Origin of the sequence: Kitasatospora sp. CMC57 (assembly GCF_045866025.2) — a bacterium.
Taxonomy (GTDB): domain Bacteria; phylum Actinomycetota; class Actinomycetes; order Streptomycetales; family Streptomycetaceae; genus Kitasatospora.
In genome coordinates, this window is sequence record NZ_AP035881.2 from 3,238,406 (window position 1) to 3,257,033 (window position 18,628).

Annotated in this window: 14 protein-coding genes; 8 read left to right on the top strand and 6 right to left on the bottom strand. The window is 72.4% G+C overall.

The window, feature by feature from the left end; translation table 11 throughout:
* Positions 1-38: 38 nt before the first annotated feature.
* On the bottom strand, positions 39-1,157 hold the full coding sequence (gene serC, locus ACKUU6_RS14245) for a phosphoserine transaminase (protein ID WP_407988897.1): 1,119 nt from the start codon (positions 1,155-1,157) through the stop codon (positions 39-41).
* A gap of 180 nt (positions 1,158-1,337) precedes the next feature.
* A complete protein-coding gene (locus ACKUU6_RS14250) occupies positions 1,338-2,438 on the bottom strand; it encodes a citrate synthase 2 (protein ID WP_407988898.1) in 1,101 nt (366 codons plus the stop codon).
* Between the two features lie 329 nt (positions 2,439-2,767).
* On the opposite strand from ACKUU6_RS14250, the gene pdxH reads away from it, so the two are divergent.
* From pdxH to fxsT, 6 genes are all read left to right on the top strand, one after another.
* Positions 2,768-3,466: a pyridoxamine 5'-phosphate oxidase gene (gene pdxH, locus ACKUU6_RS14255; RefSeq protein WP_407988899.1), complete on the top strand. Its 699-nt coding sequence runs from the start codon at positions 2,768-2,770 to the stop codon at positions 3,464-3,466.
* Positions 3,467-3,669: 203 nt separating this feature from the next.
* Positions 3,670-3,852 carry an FxSxx-COOH cyclophane-containing RiPP peptide gene (gene fxsA / locus ACKUU6_RS14260; RefSeq protein WP_057227683.1) on the top strand — a complete coding sequence of 61 codons (183 nt, stop codon included), beginning with the start codon at positions 3,670-3,672 and terminating at the stop codon, positions 3,850-3,852.
* 27 nt (positions 3,853-3,879) lie between these two features.
* Entirely contained in the window at positions 3,880-6,216 is a 2,337-nt protein-coding gene (locus tag ACKUU6_RS14265; RefSeq protein ID WP_407988900.1) for an FxsB family cyclophane-forming radical SAM/SPASM peptide maturase, read from the top strand.
* Positions 6,217-6,224: 8 nt separating this feature from the next.
* Positions 6,225-7,013: an aminoglycoside N(3)-acetyltransferase gene (locus ACKUU6_RS14270; protein ID WP_407988901.1), complete on the top strand. Its 789-nt coding sequence runs from the start codon at positions 6,225-6,227 to the stop codon at positions 7,011-7,013.
* A 117-nt stretch (positions 7,014-7,130) separates the two neighbouring features.
* Entirely contained in the window at positions 7,131-8,534 is a 1,404-nt protein-coding gene (locus ACKUU6_RS14275) for a TIR-like protein FxsC (protein WP_407988902.1), read from the top strand.
* Positions 8,531-12,535 carry an FxSxx-COOH system tetratricopeptide repeat protein gene (fxsT, locus tag ACKUU6_RS14280; RefSeq protein ID WP_407988903.1) on the top strand — a complete coding sequence of 1,335 codons (4,005 nt, stop codon included), beginning with the start codon at positions 8,531-8,533 and terminating at the stop codon, positions 12,533-12,535. Before ACKUU6_RS14275 ends, fxsT begins: the two co-directional genes overlap by 4 nt.
* Positions 12,536-12,578: 43 nt before the next feature.
* On the opposite strand, the gene thpR is transcribed toward fxsT, so the two are convergent.
* Positions 12,579-13,169 (bottom strand): RNA 2',3'-cyclic phosphodiesterase, encoded by a 591-nt coding sequence (thpR, locus tag ACKUU6_RS14285; RefSeq protein ID WP_407988904.1) that lies wholly within the window; start codon positions 13,167-13,169, stop codon positions 12,579-12,581.
* Between the two features lie 44 nt (positions 13,170-13,213).
* Between thpR and ACKUU6_RS14290 the strand changes: the two genes are divergently transcribed.
* The gene (locus tag ACKUU6_RS14290) at positions 13,214-13,732 is read left to right on the top strand and encodes a GNAT family N-acetyltransferase (protein ID WP_407988905.1); all 519 of its coding nucleotides are present in this window, start codon (positions 13,214-13,216) and stop codon (positions 13,730-13,732) included.
* A gap of 21 nt (positions 13,733-13,753) precedes the next feature.
* On the opposite strand, the gene ACKUU6_RS14295 is transcribed toward ACKUU6_RS14290, so the two are convergent.
* Complete coding sequence (locus ACKUU6_RS14295) at positions 13,754-15,169, bottom strand: MFS transporter (protein ID WP_407992126.1); 1,416 nt, start codon at positions 15,167-15,169, stop codon at positions 13,754-13,756.
* 230 nt (positions 15,170-15,399) lie between these two features.
* Positions 15,400-15,840, bottom strand: a complete 441-nt coding sequence (locus tag ACKUU6_RS14300; protein WP_407988906.1) for a MarR family winged helix-turn-helix transcriptional regulator — start codon at positions 15,838-15,840, stop codon at positions 15,400-15,402.
* Positions 15,841-16,077: 237 nt separating this feature from the next.
* Between ACKUU6_RS14300 and ACKUU6_RS14305 the strand changes: the two genes are divergently transcribed.
* Positions 16,078-16,857: an MHYT domain-containing protein gene (locus ACKUU6_RS14305; protein WP_407988907.1), complete on the top strand. Its 780-nt coding sequence runs from the start codon at positions 16,078-16,080 to the stop codon at positions 16,855-16,857.
* A 57-nt stretch (positions 16,858-16,914) separates the two neighbouring features.
* Here ACKUU6_RS14305 and ACKUU6_RS14310 read toward each other — a convergent pair whose 3' ends face one another.
* Positions 16,915-18,612, bottom strand: a complete 1,698-nt coding sequence (locus ACKUU6_RS14310) for a hydrogenase maturation protein (RefSeq protein WP_407988908.1) — start codon at positions 18,610-18,612, stop codon at positions 16,915-16,917.
* Positions 18,613-18,628 lie beyond the last annotated feature (16 nt).

Consider the following 18,628-nt stretch of genomic DNA (forward strand, 5'->3'; position numbering starts at 1 on the left):
TTCCCCGAGCCCCTGGTCAGCCCGGGTCGAGCAGGTGCCTAGAGCGCCTCGACCACGTAGTCGATGCACGCCGTGAGCGCCTCGACGTCCGCCGGCTCGATCGCCGGGAACATCGCCACCCGCAGCTGGTTGCGGCCGAGCTTGCGGTACGGCTCGGTGTCCACGATCCCGTTGGCCCGCAGCGCCTTGGCGATCTCCGCCGCGTCGATCGAGTCGTCGAAGTCGATCGTGCCGACTACCTGCGAGCGCTCCTCGGCCTTGGCCACGAACGGCCGGGCGTAGGAGGACTTCTCGGCCCAGCCGTACAGCCGGGCGGCCGAGTCGGCGGTCCGCGCGACGGCCCAGTCCAGGCCGCCCTGACCGTTCAGCCAGTCCAGCTGCTCGGCCAGCAGGAAGAGCGTCGAGATCGACGGCGTGTTGTAGGTCTGGTCCTTCGAGGAGTTGTCGATCGCGGTCGGCAGGTCGAAGAACGGCGGGATGTACCGGCCCGAGGCGGCGATCTCGGCGGCGCGCTCCAGCGCGGCGGGCGAGAAGGTCGCGAGCCAGAGGCCGCCCTCGGAGGCGAAGGACTTCTGCGGCGCGAAGTAGTAGACGTCCGTCTCGGTGATGTCGACCGGCAGGCCGCCGGCGCCCGAGGTGGCGTCGACCAGCACCAGCGAACCCTCGTCGCCGCCCGCCGGGCGGCGGATCGGCATAGCGACACCGGTGGAGGTCTCGTTGTGGGTGAGGGCGTAGACGTCCACGCCCGCCTCGGCGACCGGGAGCGGATGGGTGCCCGGCTCCGACTTGATCACCGAGGGCTCGCCCAGCCACGGCGCGGCCTTGACCGACGACGCGAACTTGGAGGAGAACTCACCGAAGTTGAGGTGCTGGGACTTCTCGCGCACCAGCCCGAAGGCGGCGATGTCCCAGAACGCGGTGGAGCCGCCGTTGCCGAGCACCACCTGGTAGCCCTCCGGCAGCGAGAACAGGTCGGCGACGCCCTCACGGACGCGCTTGACCACGTTCTTCACCGGGGCCTGCCGGTGCGAGGTGCCCAGCAGCGAGGTACCGGTGGCGGCGAGGGCACTCAGGGCCTCGGGGCGCACCTTGGACGGACCGCAGCCGAAACGGCCGTCTGCGGGCTTGATGTCAGCGGGGATCTGGATCTTAGCCACGGCGGCAGCCTACTGCGCGGGGGGCCGAACTCGCAGCGCCCGTCCGCCCGCTGAGATGTGATCTTCCCCGCTCAGAGTAGGTTCGAGCCGGGTTCGAGCGGGCCTCCCGGCAGGGCTCCACCGGGTGTCGAGCGGGTCCGGGACGGACGTCCCGGACCCGCTCGAAAGAGTGACGCGGGATCAGTGCGCGATCGACTCGAAGCCCTCGATGTCCTGCGGGCTGCGCGGGCCGGGGCCGATGTAGCGGGCGGCCGGGCGGACCAGCCGGCCGGTGCGCTTCTGCTCCAGGATGTGGGCGGACCAGCCGGCCGTCCGGGCGCAGGTGAACATCGAGGTGAACATGTGCGCCGGGACCTCGGCGAAGTCCAGCATGATCGCGGCCCAGAACTCCACGTTGGTGGCGAGCACGCGGTCGGGGCGGCGGTTGTGCAGCTCCTCCAGCGCGGCCTTCTCCAGCGCCTCGGCGATCTCGAAGCGCGGCGCGCCGAGCTCCTTGGCGGTACGGCGCAGCACGCGGGCACGCGGGTCCTCGGCCCGGTAGACCCGGTGGCCGAAGCCCATCAGGCGCTCGCCGTTGTCGAGGGCCTTGCGGACGTACGCGGCGGCGTCGCCGGTCCGCTCGATCTCCTCGATCATGCCGAGCACCCGGGACGGGGCACCGCCGTGCAGCGGGCCCGACATCGCGCCGACCGCGCCGGAGAGCGCGGCCGCCACGTCGGCGCCGGTGGAGGCGATGACGCGGGCGGTGAAGGTGGAGGCGTTCATGCCGTGCTCGGCGGCGGAGGTCCAGTACGCGTCGATCGCCTTGACGTGCTTCGGGTCCGGCTCGCCGCGCCAGCGGATCATGAACCGCTCGACCACGGTCTCGGCCTTGTCGATCTCGCTCTGCGGGACCATCGGGCGGCCCTGGCCACGGGCGGACTGCGCCACGTACGAGAGCGCCATGACGGCGGCCCTGGCGAGGTTGTCGCGGGCCTCCTCGGCGGAGATGTCGAGCAGCGGCTTGAGGCCCCAGACGGGCGCGAGCATGGCGAGCGCGGACTGCACGTCCACCCGGATGTCACCGGAGTGCACCGGGATCGGGAACGGCTCGGCGGCGGGCAGGCCCGGGTTGAACTTGCCGTCCACGAGCAGGCCCCAGACGTGCCCGAACGAGACGTGCCCGACCAGGTCGTCGATGTCCACGCCGCGGTAGCGGAGCGCGCCGCCCTCCCGGTCGGGTTCGGCGATCTCGCTCTCGAACGCGACGACTCCCTCGAGCCCGGGTACGAAGTCGGACATGACGGCTCCTTCAGTGATCCGATTCCGGCGGGCCGCCGCTGGTGGGGCGGACGCTGCCGGTGACCGATGGTGTGTTGGCACTCGGTGTCAGCCTGACAGGCACCGAGTGCATTGCGCCAGACACCACCATGGTGATGTTTCCCTGAGGCCGCCCCGATCCGGCCGGTCACGGGCCGGCGGCGTCGGCGGACCGTGGCGGGACGTACCGGACGAACCGGGGCGTTCCGTTACCTGGCGATGGGTGGAGCGGTGGCGAGACACCTTATCTCCCACCCGGGTTTGCCCGGACGTAGCGGTATCCGACGCTTGTCGTACGGGATGATGTTGCCGTGCCTACCGCGGATCGTCACCCGACCCCTCCGACCACGCCCACCGAGGCCCGGCCCGTCCCGGACCCGAGCGTGATGCGCAAGCATTACCAGCACGAGGGCCTGGCCGAGAAGCAGCTCACGGCCGAGCCGGTCGCCCAGTTCACCGAGTGGTTCCACCAGGCGGTGGACGCCGGGGTGACCGAGCCCAACGCGATGGTGCTGAGCACCGCCGACGCGCAGGGCCGGCCCAGCTCGCGGACGGTGCTGCTGAAGGGCTACAACCGGCGCGGCTTCGTCTTCTTCACCAACTACGGCTCCCGCAAGGGCAGCGAACTGGCCGTCAACCCGTGGGCCTCGCTGCTCTTCCCGTGGATCTCGATCTCCCGCCAGGTGGTGGTCAACGGTCGGGTCGAGAAGGTCGGCCGGGACGAGACCGCCGCCTACTTCCGCACCCGCCCGCACGGCTCCCAGCTGGGCGCCTGGGCCAGCGAGCAGTCCAGCCCGGTGAGCAGCCGGGAGGTGCTGGAGCAGCGGTACGCGGAGCTGGAGCGGCGCTACCCGGAGGGCGAGGGCGTGCCGGTGCCGCCGTTCTGGGGCGGCTACCGGGTGATCCCCGAGACCGTGGAGTTCTGGCAGGGCCGGGAGAACCGGCTGCACGACCGGCTGCGCTACGTCGCCGAGGGCGAGGGCTGGCGGGTCGAGCGGCTCTGCCCGTAACGGGCGCCACGGGCAGGCGCAGCTGACCCTACGTCAATCGCAGTAGTGGCCGCTCGCACGATCTGATGGATTTATGGCCATTTGGCGGGCGGCACTCAGGCGCGTTTGGGACACTCGGCGGTAGTCGGGCGGGCCCGGAGCCGGTTCCAGCGACTCTGGGTTACCCCGTTTCCCCGCGCTTCAACCGCAGAAACGAGACTGCAATGGTCACCGCACTCGCCATCCGGCCTGCTGACCGCGACTCCGTCGAGCAGCCCGCCCCACGGGCCTCGCTCGCCGCCCTCGCCGCTCTGGGCACCGATCACCTCACCGCGGAGCTGCACCGGGCGCTGCCCGGCCAGGAGAGCGGCCAGGTCGCCGTGGCGGCCTTCAACTCCTCCATCTGACGGTCGCCGCGCAGCCGACACCTCGTCATGTCCCGTCCCCCCGCGCCGTTCTCCCAGTTCGTCCTCAAGGTGCACAGCCGCTGTGACCTGTCCTGCGATCACTGCTACGTGTACGAGCACGCCGACACCAGTTGGCGTGGCAAGCCGCGCACCGTCTCGGAGCGCGTCCTGGCGGCCACTGCCGACCGCATCGCGGAGCATGCCCTGGCCCACCGGCTGACGGCCGTCCACGTGGTGCTGCACGGCGGGGAGCCGCTGCTCGCGGGCCCCGCCGTGCTGCGCCGGGCCGCCGAGCTGCTGCGCGCCGCCCTCCCCCCCGGCTGCGCGCTCGACCTGCGCATCCACACCAACGGCGTCCAGCTGTCCGAGCGGTTCTGCGACCTGTTCGCCGAGCTGGACATCAAGGTCGGCGTCTCCCTGGACGGCGACCGCGCGGCCAACGACCGACACCGCAGGTACGCGGACGGCCGCAGCAGCCACGCCAAGGTGCTGGCCGCCGTCGAGCTGCTCCGCCGCCCCGCCTACCGCCACCTGTACGCCGGGCTGCTCTGCACCGTCGACGTGGCGAACGACCCGGTCGCCGTCTACGACGCGCTGGTCGAACTCGCCCCGCCCCGGATCGACTTCCTGCTCCCGCACGCCACCTGGGACGATCCGCCGAAACGTCCCTCCGGTGCGGGGCCCGCCCCGTACGCCGACTGGCTGCTGACCGTCCACCGGCGCTGGACGGCGCAGGGCCGCCCGGTACCGGTCCGGATCTTCGACTCGGTGCACCGCACCCTGCGCGGCCGCTCCAGCCTGACCGAGTCGCTCGGGCTCGACCCGGCCGACCTGGTGGTGATCGAGACCGACGGCACGCTGGAGCAGGCGGACAGCCTCAAGACGGCGTACGACGGCGCGCCCGCGACCGGCTTCGACGTCTTCGCGCACAGCCTGGACCAGGTGGCGGGACACCCGGGCATGATGGAACGTCAGTCCGGCCTCGCCGGGCTGAGCGCGGACTGCCGGTCCTGCCCGGTGGTCCGCTCCTGCGGCGGCGGTCTGTACGCGCACCGGTACCGGAGCGGCCGTGGATTCGACAACCCCTCCGTCTTCTGCGGGGATCTGATGAAGCTGATCACTACCATCCGCGACCGGGTCGCCCCCGCGACCACCGTCCCGGCCCAGCCGGGACCGGCCGAAGGAACGCTCACCGAGGCCCAGTTGGCCGAGCTGGCGACCGGACACGGCAGCGACTCCACCGTCCGGGCCCTGGTCTCGGCCCAACTCGGGCTGACCAGGAGGATGCTGGCCGCCCTGTCGGCCGCCGCGCCCGAGCCCTGGGCCCTGCTGACCGAGTTGGACACCACCGCGCCGGACGCCCTGGACGCCGCCCTCGGCCACCCGTACGTCCGGGCCTGGGCCGTGCGCTGCCTGGACCGGGACCCGGGCGCCGACCTGGGCGGCTTCGCCGAGCTGGCCGCCGCCGCCGCGCTCCGGGCCGGGCGGGAGTTCGAGCTGCCGGTCCCGGTCCGCGGCGGCGCGGTGCACCTGCCGACGCTGGGCCGGGTCGAGGTCGGCGGAGCCGGCGAGGCGGTGCTGCGCGGCACCCCGGACGGCTTCACCGTCCGGGACGTGAAGGTCGGCTGGGACGATCCGGGCGGCGGTGCCTGGCAGCCGGTCCGGCGGATCGCGCTCCCGGGCGGCTGGACGCTCGCCCTGGAGGACACCGACCCGCAGCGCGACAGCCACCAGTGGCCGGTCACCGACCGGCTCACCGATGAGGAACTACTCTGCTGGACCGGCGGCCTGCGGGAGGCCTGGGAACTGCTCGGCCGCGACCTGCCGGACCACGCGGCCGGCCTGCGGGCCGGCCTCTCCACCGTGACCCCGCTCCGCCCTGGCCCCGCCGGACGGGACGTCAGCGCGGCGGCCCGGCAGGCGTTCGGCGCGGTCGGCATCGCCCGGCCGGGCACCGCGCCGATCCTCGCACTGCTGCTCGCGCACGAGTTCAACCACGTCAAACTCGGCGCCGTCCTGGACTTCCACGACCTCTACGACCCCGCCGACGACCGCCTCTTCCACGCCCCCTGGCGCCCCGACCCCCGCCCCCTGGAGGGCCTCCTCCAGGGCACCTACGCCCACCTCGCCGTCACCGAGTTCTGGGCCACCCGGGTCCACGCCTACGCGGGCCTCGACAGCCCCGCCGCCGGCCACGCCCGCGCCCAGCACGACACCTGGCGCACCCACACGGCCACCGCCGTCGAGACCCTCCTCGCCTCCGGTTCCCTGACCGCGCCGGGCACCCGCTTCACCGAGATCATGCGCTCCACCATCGACAGCCTGCGGGCCCCGGGCACCGCGACGCCGACCCCCGTACGGTGACGGCGCCCGTGACCGGTGTCGACGACCTGGAGCAGGACCTGCGCGCCCTCGGCATCCGGCCCGCCGAGACCCTGCTGGTGCAGTCCTCGCTCCGCGCCGTCGGCCCGATCGAGGGCGGCCCCGCCACCCTGCTGACGGCACTGCGCCGCGTCCTCGGCCCGCAGGGCACCGTCGTCGTCTACACCGCGACCCCCGAGAACTCCAACACCTCCCGTCTCTCCCTCGCCCCCACCGACGGAATGACGGACCAACAGAAGCAGGCGTACTGGGATTCACGCCCCCCCTTCGACCCATACGCCACCCCGACCTCGCGCATTCTCGGCCACTTCTCCGAAGTGCTTCGGAAGACCCCGGGCGCCCACCGCAGCCACCACCCGCAGACCTCGTTCGCCGCGATCGGGAGCCGTGCGGAGGAACTGACGGTCGATCACCCGCTCGACTCCCACCTGGGCGAGAACTCCCCGATCGGCCGCCTCTACGCCTCCCGGGCCCGGGCCCTGCTGATCGGCGTACCGGTCTGGTGCTGCACGGCGCTGCACCTCGCGGAGTACCGGCAGCCCGATCCGCCGATCCAGACCTACAGCTGCGTGATGCCGAACGGTCGCTGGCAGTCGTTCGACGCGGTGCACCTGCGGGACGAACACTTCGAGCCGATGACCGGCGTGCTGAGCGGGATGGCGAGCCTCCGCCGGGGCCGGCTGGGTGCGGCGGACTGCTTCGTGATGGACATTGCGGACGGGGTCGACGTGGCCGACAAGTTCCTCCGGGACAACGCCCTATTCCATTCGCGAACCTGACCTTCCTACACTGAAGGCCCACTGTGGGGGAAAGACGCCGTTGGGAACTGAGCACACCCCGGCTACGTCTGAGACGGTGCACCAGCAACACACCGGATGGTCTCGGGGGAGGCGCGTGTGTACGGCGACGACGACCCTGGCGGGTGGGACGAGAGCGCGGAGCGTCCGTACTTCTTTCTCAGTTACGCGCACGTACCGCGATCCCGCACCGGCGGGGCCGGCGATCCCAACCAGTGGGTGAACCGCCTCTTCCACGACCTCTGCGACGAGGTGCTGCACCTGACCGACCTGCGCGGCGGAGCCCCGGTCGGTTTCATGGACCAGTCCATGCACCAGGGCCAGCTGTGGGCCGAGCGGCTGTCCCAGGAGCTGGCCAGCTGCCGGGTCTTCGTCCCGCTCTACTCACCGCGCTACTTCACCAGCGTGGCCTGCGGCCAGGAGTGGCACTCGTTCGTCCAGCGGCCGGTCTTCCCCGAGCGGCAGAGCACCGAGCGGCCGACCGGCATCGTGCCGGTGCTGTGGATCCCGATGAGTGACCATCAGCTTCCCGAGGTCGCCCGGCAACTCCAGTTCAACCACCGGGGCTTCGGCCCCGACTACGAGGCGGAGGGCCTGTACGCGCTGATGCGGCTCGGCTACTTCCGCCAGGCGTACGAGCTGGCCGTGCACCGGCTGGCCGAGCGGATCGTGGACGTGGCGGCCAGCACGGTGATCCCGCCGGGCCGGCCGCTGGACTTCCAGTCCCAGCCGAGCGCCTTCCCGACGCCGCGCACCCGGCAGTTGCGGATCTCGGTGCTCTCCTACCCGCAGACCGAGCTGCCGGAGGGGCGCAACCCGGACTACTACGGACCCAAGCCGACCGACTGGCGCCCGTACCAGCCCACCTCCTCCCGGCCGCTGGCCGACCACGCGGCGCGGGTCGCCCGGCAGTTGGGGTTCGAGCCGAGCGTGCACGCGTACGAGGACGAGGCCGAGGCGATCCTCGCCGACGGGCCGCCGACCGCCCCCGGACTGCTGCTGCTGGACCGCTGGGCGCTGCGGGACGAGACCCGGCGGGAGGCGGTGGTGGACTTCGACCGCCGCAACCCGGCCTGGGTGAGCGTGCTGGAGCCGTGGAACAGCACCGACCCGGACTGCCTGGCCGACGGCGCGGACCTGACCGAGCTGAGCGCCCGCACGCTGCGCGCCCAGCACCGCGACAGCAGGCCGAGCTTCCACGGGACCCCGACCGAGCTGGGCAGCCTGGAGGAGTTCGAGGCCGCGCTGCCACGAGCGGTGATGCGGGCCAAGTACGCCTACGAGGAGAGTTCCAGGCCGCCGAACGGACAGAGCAACCAACCCAGCGGGACGGGCAGTGCCAGGCCCAGCCTGCGCCGGGCCTTCGAGAGTCCGCCGGGCACCGGTGACGAGCTGCGCGCCGGACGGCCCTGGAGCCGGGACGAACGGGACAGCGACCAGCCGCGCTATCACGAGGAGGACGATTCTCCCCCGGGGATCGCCTTCGGGGGAGGAGAGCTATGACCGACAAGCCGACCAGGAGGCTCCGGATGGCCGACCCGGTGGAGGACGCCGAGCCGCAGGCCAACGAGGACCGCCAGGGCCGCGTGGTGACCTTCTACTCCTACAAGGGCGGCACCGGCCGCACCATGGCGCTGGCCAACACCGCCTGGATCCTGGCCGCCAACGGCTTCCGGGTGCTCACCGTGGACTGGGACCTGGAGGCCCCGGGCCTGGCCAAGTTCTTCCGGCCCTTCCTCGACCAGGGCGCCCTGGCCGGCACCACCGGGATGATGGACCTGATCACCGACTACCGGGAGGAGGCGCTCCGCGAGGTCGAGCACCCGGAGGGCTGGCACCGCAACTTCGCCCGGGTCCACCCGCACGCGCTCTCGCTCTCCTGGCCCGGGTTCCCGCCCGGCGGCAGCCTGGACTTCCTCTCCGCCGGGCAGCTGAACCGGGACTACTCCGAGGTGGTCGGGCGGCTCGACTGGGACCTCTTCTACGACCGGTTCGACGGCGGGCAGTTCTTCGACGCCCTCAAGCGGGACATGAGCCGCCGCTACGACTACATCCTGATCGACAGCCGGACCGGCCTCTCCGACATCGCCGAGATCTGCACCGTGCAGATGCCGGACGACCTGGTGGTCTGCTTCACCCTGAGCGACCAGAGCATCGAGGGCGCCTCGAAGATCGCCCAGCACATCAACGACCGGTACCGGGAGCGGGCCATCCGCATCCTGCCGGTGCCGATGCGGATCGACGAGGGCGAGAAGGAGAAGGCCGACGCCGGCCGGGCGCTGGCCCGGCTGCGGTTCTCCGGCCTGCCCGAGGGGCTGGTCGAGGAGGAACTCGCCCAGTACTGGGGCTCGGTGGAGATCCCGTACCGGCCGTTCTACGCCTACGAGGAGATCCTCGCCACCTTCGGCGACCAGACCGGCACCCCGACCTCGATGCTGGCCGCCTGCGAGCGGCTCACCTCGGTGCTGACCAAGGGCCGGGTCACCGCGCTGCCGCCGCTGGACGAGGACGTCCGGCTGCACTGGGTGGAGGCGTACACCCGGCGGCGGCCGACCGTGCCCGCCGACCTCTACCTCTCCTTCGTACCGGAGGACCGGATCTGGGCCGACTGGATCGCCGCCGTGCTGGAGAGCGCCGGGTTCCGGGTGGTGCCCCGGGACATCGGCGCCGGGGCGGACACCCGCACCGAGACCGAGCGCGGCATCGACGCCGCCTACCGGACCGTCGCGGTGCTCTCCGGCGCCTATCTGAGGGCCCCTCAGGCCCGGGCGCTCTGGGACTCGATGGGCGGCTTCGACCCCTCGGGCAGCCGTCGGCAGATCGTCCCGGTCCGGGTCAGCGACGTCCGGCTGAACGCGCCGTTCGTCAGCCGCAACCCGGTCGACCTGGTCGGCCGGGACGAAACCCAGGCCGCCGCCATCCTGCTCCGCGCGCTCGGCCGGGCCGAGGCCGAGATCGACGCCGAGGTGCAGATCCCGCGCTTCCCCGGCACCAAGCCCTCGTACTGGTCGGTGCCGCAGCGCAACCCCTCCTTCACCGGCCGGGCCAAGGTGCTGGAGGAGCTGCGCGAACAGCTGGTCGGCGGCCCGATGGTGGTGCTGCCGACCCCGCAGACGCTGTACGGGCTCGGGGGCGTCGGCAAGACCCAGGTGGCGCTGGAGTACGCGCACCGCTACATGTCGCACTACGACCTGGTCTGGTGGATCGACGCCGAGCAGACCGAGCTGATCCCGACCGCGCTGGCCGAGCTCGCCGGCCGGCTCGGGCTGCGGGTCGGCGACAGCGTCAACGAGTCCGCCGAGGCGGCCAGGGAGGCGCTCCGCCGGGGCAACCCGACCTCGCGCTGGCTGCTGATCTTCGACAACGCCGACGAGCCGGCCGAGATCCGCCGGTTCTTCCCCGGCGGCTCGGGCCACATCCTGGTCACCTCGCGGAACCAGGCCTGGTCGGGTCAGGCCGGTGTGCTCGGGGTGGACGTCTTCACCCGCGGCGAGAGCGTCGAGCACCTGTGCCGCCGGACCAGGGGCCTGTCCCGCGCCGACGCCGACCGGGTGGCCGAGGCCGTCGGCGACCTGCCGCTCGCGGTCGAGGTGGCGGCCGCCTGGCTGGACACCACCAGGACGCCGGTGGACACCTACGTCCAGCAGCTCCAGCAGGAGGCCACCCGGGCGCTCGCGGTCGGCCGCCCGGCCGACTACCCGACGCCGGTGGGCGCGACCTGGAACGTCTCGATCGCCCGGCTCCGCGAGCAGTCCCCGGCCGCCGTACGGCTGCTGCAACTCTGCGCGTTCTTCGCGCCCGAGCCGATCTCGATGGACCTGTTCTACAGCGACCAGATGATCAGGTCGCTGGTCAGGTACGACGAGGACCTCAGCGACACTTTCATGCTGGGCAAGGTGATCCAGGCGGTCGGCCGGTACGCGCTGGCCAAGGTGGACGCGGGCAGCAACAGCTTCCAGGTGCACCGGCTGGTCCAGGCGGTGGTCCGCTCCGAGATGGACGACGACGCCCGGGAGGCCGCGATGCACGAGGTGCACCGCATCCTGGTCGGCGCCAGGCCGACCCTCGGCGACACCGACAACCCGGCCAACTGGCCCCGGTTCGAACGGATCTGGCCGCACCTGGCACCCTCCAGGGCTCAGGACTGCGACGAGCGGGAGACCCGCGAACTGCTGATCGACCGGGTCCGCTACCTGTGGAAGCGCACCGACCTCGACCGGGCCCGGCTGCTGGCCGAGCAGCTGGACGCCACCTGGACCGCCCGGCTGGCCGGCGAGCGGGACGACGGCGAAGCCAGGCACCTGCGCCGCCAGGTCCTCAGCCTCAACTTCCAGCGCGGCAACGTGCTGCGCTCGCAAGGAAGTTACTCCGAGGCCCGGGCGCTGGACGAGCGCACCCTGGCCGGGCAGAAGGCGCTGCTGGGCGAGCACAACCCGTACACCCTGATGACGGCCGGATCGCTCGGCGCCGACCTGCGGGCGCTCGGCCGGTTCCAGGAAGCCCTGGAGCTGGACCTGGAGACGTACGGCCAGTTCCGCGAACTGTTCGGCGAGGAGAACGCCCGCACCCTGTCGATCGCCAACAACCTGGCGATCGACTACCGCCTGGTCGGCGACAGCGAGGCCGCCCGCGACCTGGACCAGGACACCTACGACCGGCGGCTCGCGGTGCTCGGCCCGAAGCACCCGTACACCCTCTCCAGCAAGTCCAACCTGGCCCGCGACCTGCGCGAGATCGGCGACTACAAGGGGTCGATCGAGCTGCTCAGGGAGGTCACCGAGGAGCTCGCCGACGTGCTCCAGGCCGACCTTCCGGAGAACCTGCGCAACGCCAAGTCCCTTGCGGTGTCCCTGCGTCGGGACGGCCACCTGCGGGAGGCCAGGCAGCTCACCATGCAGACGTACGAACGCTACCTGGACCGGGTCGGGGCGGAGGCGGCGGAGACGCTGGCCTGCGCGCTCAACCTGGCAGCCGACCACAGCGCGTCCGGCGACAAGGAGGCGGCCCGGGACCTGGCCACCGCCGTCTACGAGGGGCACCAGCGGCTGTTCGGCGACGAGCACCCGTTCACCCTGGCCTGCGAGAACAACCTCGGCATCTACCTGCGCGGCAGCGGCGACGTGGACGCGGCGATCCGGCGCGGCACGCACACCGTGCACAACCTCAGGGCGGTGCTCGGCCCGGACCACCCGTTCACCCTGAACGCGATGATCAACCTGGCCAACGCCTACGGGGACGGCGGACTGTTGGCCAAGGCCGAGGAGTTGGAGCGGGCCGCGTACGCGGGCCTGTGCAACCGCTACGGCCCCGCCCACCCGGACGCCATCGCCTGCGAGTCCAACCTCGCGGTCACCCTGCGCAAGTCCAACCCCGCCCAGGCCGCCGAACTCCGCGAGCACGCGCTGACCGAACTGCTCCGGCTGTTCGGGGAGGAGCACCCCAACACCGTCTCCACCCGGGGCTGGCGCCGGATCAACCGCGACCTGGAGCCGCAGCCGGTCTGACCCCCCAGCCCGGTAGGCGCCCGCCAGGTGCCCGCCGGGCGGGTCAGGCGCTCCAGTCCGCCAACGGAAAGCGCTCCAGCACCGTGTAGCGGGACGCGCCGAGGTCCTGGTCACTACGCATCAGACAGAGCTCACCGGCCCGCCACTCACCGCCGCGGAACCCGTCCAGCGCCCCGGCCAGCCCCTGGAGGTCGCCCGCGTCGGTCCGCCGGGCGGCCCGGCGGCGGCCGTGCGCGGAGCCCGCGCGGGCCAGCGTCAGATGCGGGTGGAAGCCGAACTGGTCGGACTCGACGCCGAGTTCGGTCACCCCCTCGCGGACCGCCTCGGCCAGCCGGCGCAGAGCCCAGACCTCACCGTCCACCCCGGCCCAGAGCGCCCGGTCCCCGAAGCAGCCACCGCCGGCCAGCAGCAGCCGGTGCGCACCGTGTTCCCCGGCCACCCGGCTCAGCAGCCCGGTCAGCGCCGGCAGCTCGGTCACCGGCAGCTCCCCCAGGAACGCCAGCGTCAGGTGCCACCCCTCCACGCCGGTCCACCGCAACCGCTCCGCGCCCGGAAGCTCGCGCAACGGCGCCACCGCATCAGCCAGTTCCTGCACCGCCGCCACCGGCGGATTCACCGCCACGAAGAGCCTCATGCCTCCATGATCGGCCACCGGTGGCGGCCTGGTAGAACATTTCCATGGAGATCCGCACCGGCGGCCGCGCCGACACCCCCGCGATCCTGGCGCTGCTCGACGGTGCCGTGGCCTGGCTGGCCGCCGAGGGCCGGACCGGCCAGTGGGGCGAGCAGCCGTGGAGCAGCCGCCCGACCGCGGTGGCCAGGCTCGAACAGGCCACCGCCGAACTGCTGGTCCGCCTCGTGGTGGACCCGGACGGCCGGGTGCTCGGCAGCTGCCTGCTGGCCGAGCGCGCCCCGGAGTACGCCGCCCCGGCCGACGGACCCGAGCTGTACATCCGCTGGCTGGTCACCGACCGCGCCGCCCGCGGCACCGGCGTGGGCGCGGCGCTGGTCGAGGACGCGCTCGCCGAGGCCCGCCGCCGCGAGGTGTCGGCGCTGCGGGTGGACTGCTACGCGGGCGACGACCGGCGGCTGGTGGCGCAGTACCAGCGGCTCGGCTTCACGCCGACCGAGCCCTTCGAGGTCACCCTGGACGACGGCCGCCGGTGGCCCGGTCAGGTCCTGGAGATCAGGATCTGAGACCGGGCCGTCCGGCCTGCGTCAGCAGGCTGTGGCCAGCTCCCGGGTGCGGACCGGGGTGCGCGGGACGAAGGCCACCACGCGGGAGCCGCGGTGCAGGTCGAGCCTGACCTTGAGGTCGGCGGCCCTGGCCAGCACCAGGCCGACCGTCAGGGCGGCCAGCGCGGAGACCGCGCCGCAGGCCAGCAGGCCGAGCCGGGGACCGTAGACGTCGGTCACCCAGCCGACCACCGGGGCGCCGATCGGCGTGCCACCGGTGAAGACCAGCACCAGCAGCCCGCTCACCCGGCCGCGCATCTCGGGGTCGGTGGAGAGCTGGATCATCGAGTTGACCGCGGTGTTGAAGGTCAGCCCGAAGACCCCGATCACGGTCAGCAGCAGCGCGAACGACCAGTACCCGGGGGCGAAGGCGGCCAGCATCTCCAACGCACCGAAGATCAGCGCGGCGCCGACCAGCCGGCGCAGCCTGGGCACCCCGCGCCGGGCGGCGAGCAGGGCCCCGGCCAGCGAACCGACCGCCATCGCGGTGTTCAGCAGGCCGTACTGCCCGGCACCCACGTGGAAGGTGCCGTAGGCGAAGCCCGAGAGCAGGGTCGGGAAGTTGAACCCGAAGGTGCCGATGAAACCGGCCAGCACCATCGGCCAGAGCAGCTCGGGACGCTCCTTGACGTACCGGAGCCCCTCCCGGAGCTGGCCGCCCTGCCGGGCCACCCGCTCGGTCGGGCGCAGCTCGCTCGTCCGCATCGCCAGCAGGCCGCCGATCACGGCGGCGAAGGACAGCGCGTTGACCGCGAAGGCCCAGCCGCTGCCCACGGCGGCGATCAGCAGACCGGCCACCGCCGGACCGATCAGCCGGGCGGTCTGGAAGTTGGCGGCGTTCAGGCTGACCGCGTTGGCCAGGTCCTTCGCGGGCACCATCTCGCTGACGAACGCCTGCCGGGTGGGGTTGTCCACCACCGTGACCAGGCCGAGCAGCAGTGCGAAGACGTAGACGTACCCGGCGGTGACCGCACCGGAGATGGTGAGCACCGCGAGGCCGACGGCCAGCAGGCCCATCGCGCCCTGGGTGGCGATCAGCAGCCGCCGCTTGGGCAGCCGGTCGGCCAGTACGCCGCCCCAGAGGCCGAGCAGCAGCATCGGGAGGAACTGCATCGCGGTGGTGATGCCGACGGCGAGCGGGCTGCCGGTCAGGCTGAGCACCAGCCAGTCCTGGGCGATCCGCTGCATCCAGGTGCCGGTGTTGGAGACCACCTGGCCGGCGAAGTAGTAGCGGTAGTTGCGGACCCGCAGGGAGGAGAACATCCCGCCGGGCCGGGTGAAGCTGGCCCCCGTGGGACCGTCCCCTCCCGGTGCCTTCCGGGGCGGGGCGGACGCGGCGGTCGCTGCCGCCGCGGTGCGTTCGTCGGGGTCGTCGTCGCCGCTGCCGGGCAGACCCACGGGGGTCGGCGCCAGGCTGTCGGCGGCAGCGGTGGTCGCTGCGGATTCGGTGCTGGAGTCGTCGGTACGGATGGCGCTGGCGGCGGCCGGCGGTGTCACGGTGCTCTCCCCTCGAAGCGCGACCACGGTGGTGGCTGCGGTCACGCTGCTGAATGTGCGGTGGTGTCGTGCGGTGATGCGGTACTCCTTCTTCCGGTCCCGACTCGTCTTCGTCCGAGGCCTGTCCAGCTCTAGAAGTGGGCCAGCTTGTAGAGGACGGGTGCGGCCTCCTTGAGTACCGCCCACTCCTCCTCGGTCAGCCCCTGGGCCAGTTCGGCCAGCCAGGCGTTCCGCTTGCGGCGGCTCTCCGCGAGGATCGCCTCCGCCTGCTCGGTGGCACTGACCACCACCTGCCGGCGGTCCTCCGGGTGCGGCTCGCGCCGGACCAGGCCCTTCTCCTCCAGCATCGCGATGATCCGGGTCATCGACGGCGGCTGGACGTGCTCCTTCCTGGCGAGCTCGCCAGGGGTGGCTCGGCCGCACCTGCCGAGGGTGCCGAGCACCCCGATCTCGGTGGGGCTCAACGACTCCTCGACCCGCTGGTGTCGCAACCGGCGGGAGAGGCGCATGGCGGAGGAACGCAGCTGGCTGACCGCTGCGAGGTCCTCCTCGGACATCTCGGGCATAGTCATTAGCCTATCTCATTACTCTCGCTAATAAAAATGCTTACCCGCCGGTCGCCAGGAAGCCTGGACATCCCGTCAGGACTTGGTGCGCACCCTTTGCCCCTCTCGTGAAGGACCCGCCCTGACCTGCGAGTTCACCGAAAACCCCAGGGTTGCTCGGTTTCTGACCTGCCGTTAGCCTCACCGTTGTCAGGAACACAGCACGCCGGCACAGTGCTCCCCGCCCCCGTCCAGGGAGTCTTCTTGGGTCACATCGATCACGCTGTCCACGGCTGGATCACCCCGGCGATCTCCTACTTGGCCGCCTGCCTCGGTGCTCTGCTCGCCCTCCGCAGCACTCGCTGGGCCCTGCTCACCGAGGGCCGGACCAGGCGCAACTGGCTCGCCTTCGCCTCCGTCTCGCTCGGCCTCGGCATCTGGAGCATGCACTTCGTCGCGATGCTCGGCTTCGCGGTCCGCGGCGCCGAGATCCGCTACAACGTCCCGCTCACCGTACTCAGCCTGGTGGTCGCCATCCTGGTGGTCGGCGCGGGCATCTTCACGGTCGGCTACAGCAGCCGCCCGGTCGGCTCGCTGCTGGCCGGCGGCGTGGCCACCGGGATCGGCGTGGCCGCCATGCACTACCTGGGGATGGCCGCGATGCGGGTCTCCGGCACCATCAAGTACGACACCACCACGGTGGCCGCCTCGGTCGCCATCGCGGTCCTCGCGGCGACCGCCGCGCTCTGGGCCGCGCTGAACATCCAGGGCACCGCGGCCGTGCTGGCCGCCGCACCGGTGATGGGGGTCGCGGTCTGCGCGATGCACTACACCGGCATGGCCGCGATCAGCGTCCAGCTCTCGGCGGCCCGCACCACGCCGCCCGGGGTGATCGGCCTGCAGTTCGTCTTCCCGCTCGCCGTCGGCCTCGGCACCTACGTGTTCTCCAGCGCACTGGCGTTCGCCGTCGCCCCGAGCAAGGAGTCGGGCCGCTCCTCGGTCTTCCTCGGCCCGGCCGCCCCCCTCACCGTCCGGACCCGCTAGCCCGGACACGAAGGGGCCCCCGCCGCTGCCCGGCGGGGGCCCCTTCTCCCGTGTCCGCTACCCGCGCAGGTGCGCCGGTGTCTCGGACGGGCAGTTCTTGTGCACGAAGGCCCGCCGCAGCTGGTGGTAGCTCTCGCCCGGATCGAGGAAGTTGTGCCGCATCCGGGCCAACTCCTCGTCTCGGTACGCCGCCAGCGGCTTGACCGCCTCGTCGTCGGCCCGCCGCTGCTTCTTCGCCAGCAGCCGCGCCGCCAGCTCACCCGACCTGACGACCAGTTCGGCCTGCTCCTGGACCCAGCCCCGGAACGCCGTCGAGTCGCCGCCGGAGACCCGGTCCACCAGCCCGAGCGCCAGCGCCTCCGTGGCCCCGACCGGCAGGGCTGCCTCGGTCAGCCGCCCGGCCTGCTCGGCACCGACCCGGCGGGGCAGCGTGTAGGTCCAGTACTCGGAGCCGTACAACCCCATCAGCCGGTAGTGCGGGTTGAGCACCGCCGAGGATCGGCACCAGACCTCGTCGGCGGCCAGCGAGAGCATCAGGCCCCCGGCCGCCGCGTTCCCGGCCAGGGCCGACACCACGTACTTGTCGGTGCTGGTCAGGATCGCCTCGACCAGGTCGTCCATGGCGTTGATGTTCAGCCAGGACTCCTCGGCCGGGTCGGCCGCCGCCTCGATCACGTTCAGGTGGATGCCGTTGGAGAAGAAGTCCCGCGCCGGGCCGAGCACCAGCACCGAGGTCGGCCGGGCCGCCGCCACCCGGTACGCGGCCAGCAGCCGGCGGCACTGCGCCGTGCTCATCGCCCCGCCCGGGAAGGCGAACTCCAGGTAGCCGACCTCCCCCGCCTCCCGGTACCGGATCTCCGACCAGGTCTGCCGCCCGGCCGCCGCCGAGGGTGTGACCGGCACCTCGGGGACTCCCGCCAGCACCAGCGCAGGACCGAGCACCCGCGCGGCGGGCAGCTTGAAGGTCGGCGGTCCGCCCGCCTCGCGGCGCGGCCGCAGCTGCGGGATCCAGACCGCCCCGTCCACCGTGGCCCGGCACACCGCACCGTCCCGGCTGGCGACCAGCTCTCCCGGGCGGCCCCGCAGTTCGTCCTCGGCACAGCCGCCGTGCAGGAAGTACTCACGGCCGAACAGCACGTCGACCACACCGGGCTGGCTGTCCGCCGCCCGCAGCTTGCGCAGCACCGTCGCGGTGTCGTCCACCGCCCAGTCGATCCGCCGGAACTCCTGGGCGTGGTACGGGCGCAGCTGCCCGGTGACGTCCCACTGCGAGTAGTCCAGCGGCTCGGGCGCGTACCAGCCGCTCTCGAACCGCTCCACCGCCAGCAGCACCGCCTCGACCGCCGCGTCCGCGACCTCGTTCCGGTACAGCTCGCTCTTCCCGCCCGCTCGGACGGTGAAGGGCACCGAGGCCCAGATCGGCCCGGCGTCCATCTCCGCCACCGCCTGCAGCACCGTCACGCCCCACTCGGCCGCGCCCTGGTGGATCGCCCAGTCCAGCGACGAGGGCCCCCGGTCGCCCTTCGGCCCGGGGTGCACGATCAGCACCGGGTACCGCCGCCAGACGTCCTCCGGGACCGCCCGGGTCAGCATCGGCGCCAGGATCAGGTCGGGCCGGAACCGGTCCACTCCGGCCCGTACCGCCTCGTCGCCGAGGGCGAGTTCGACCCCGAGCGTGTGTCCCCGCTCCCGTAGCTCCACATGGACGCGCTGGGTCAGGCTGTTGAAAGCGCTGGCGATCAGCAGAATGCGCATTTGCCCTCCGACGGCA